This window comes from Chitinimonas violaceus, assembly GCF_052601015.1.
This window is the reverse complement of the sequence record NZ_JBQXDJ010000172.1, coordinates 1-1,435: the sequence shown is the minus strand read 5'-3', so window position 1 is coordinate 1,435 and position 1,435 is coordinate 1. Positions and strand designations below refer to the sequence as shown.

Here is a 1,435-nt window from a genome sequence, read left to right as displayed (position 1 = left end):
CGGAGTTCAGCCGCACTTTGTCTGGCAAGCCTTGAGAAATACTCGCCGTCGACGGAAATTCCGTCGCGTTCGAATCGACCTTTCTCAAAGTTGTAGCTGACATGGTTTAACTCCTTGGCGACATTCGATACCAACTGACGAACATTATGATAGGAAGTCTTCAACAGCTCTAGCAGATTATGCGCATCATCACCCGGAACCCAGGTTATCGGTCGAATGGCGTCGTTGATTTTGGCATTCGGCTGGTAACCATCCGGGTCCATCTGACGGGCGTGTGGCATCAGGTGCTGAGTCATACCCTCCTTTAGGGCAGATGACAGCATCTGTTCAGTACGGCGTACCAATGCTGCCTCCGACAAGCCAGCCGGATCACCGATGAATACCTTGCCATTAGCTGCCGCATAGGACGAAACTGCTGCGTATAGTTTGCTACCGGCACTGATACCTTCAGTCAGATTAGAAGCGTCTACCCACACTTCACCGTTCTGGTTCTCAATAATCCAAGCCTCACGCCTATCGGCCATGGTCATTTTCCAGACCTGGGCTATCTTTTGTTCCTCGCGCTCTGCCTTGGAATAGGTCTTGTTGTCTTCCACTACCGCTAGTGCAGGATCAATCTCAGCGGCAATATCAGACAGTGCAAAGCCTTCAGGGCGTGGATAGCGGAATAACTCATCCGCTTGAGCGAGCAGTTTCCAAGCCTTCGCCATGCGCTGGGTAGGACCATCCTGCCTGCTGGTGGCGACATGGTTGGAGCCGGTGTTGTTTGCACCCTTGCTAGCAGGTGAATCCATCACATAGCGACGAGCGCTACCTAGCATTGAGACGATATCGTTATCCGTCCACTGCCTTAGAAAACCATACCGGCGCAGCAGGTTGCGGATAATCGTCACCACGCGTGGCCAGAATGCCTGTTTGGTCAGGCTGGCTTTCAGCGCCATGTCAGCCAGCACTTCCTCTACCGCCAGCAGCTGGCTGTATCCATAACGCTGCATCAGTCCATCTGCTGCCTCACGCACATTGGCATGACCACGGTAGATGCTCGCCAGCAGGGGATTCAGTTGCTTGCCGAACAGACCACGCAGGCCAGCATGGCCCAAGACTTCATGGACGAGTACATGTAGCGCACGTCGGTTGTCGGTCAAACGATCCGCCACCAGGTAGACCGCGTTGGCCTTCTGGTCAAAGAATCCTTCGACATCCCCTTCGGCATTCTGTGAACGTAACTTGTCGAGATAGTGAACCGGCAGGTCGGTAACAGACTGGACGATGTTGATCTGCGGTGCGTTACGCCAACGGGCAAGGAGGGGGCCGAACTGCTTGCGCAATAGGGCTGCATCGCTGCCTGAATCACCTGCCTTATGATCATCGCTGCGTGAGTATAGAAGCGGTCCGCCTTCGGATTCCTGAACCTTAAGTTCCGATATCAAGCGTT

General features: G+C 53.9%; 1 protein-coding gene. It reads right to left on the bottom strand.

Annotated features, from left to right (window positions below; translation table 11 throughout):
- Positions 1–1,435: hypothetical protein (locus tag ACUHMQ_RS21630; protein ID WP_445297339.1), on the bottom strand; the 1,435-nt coding region annotated here is incomplete at both ends.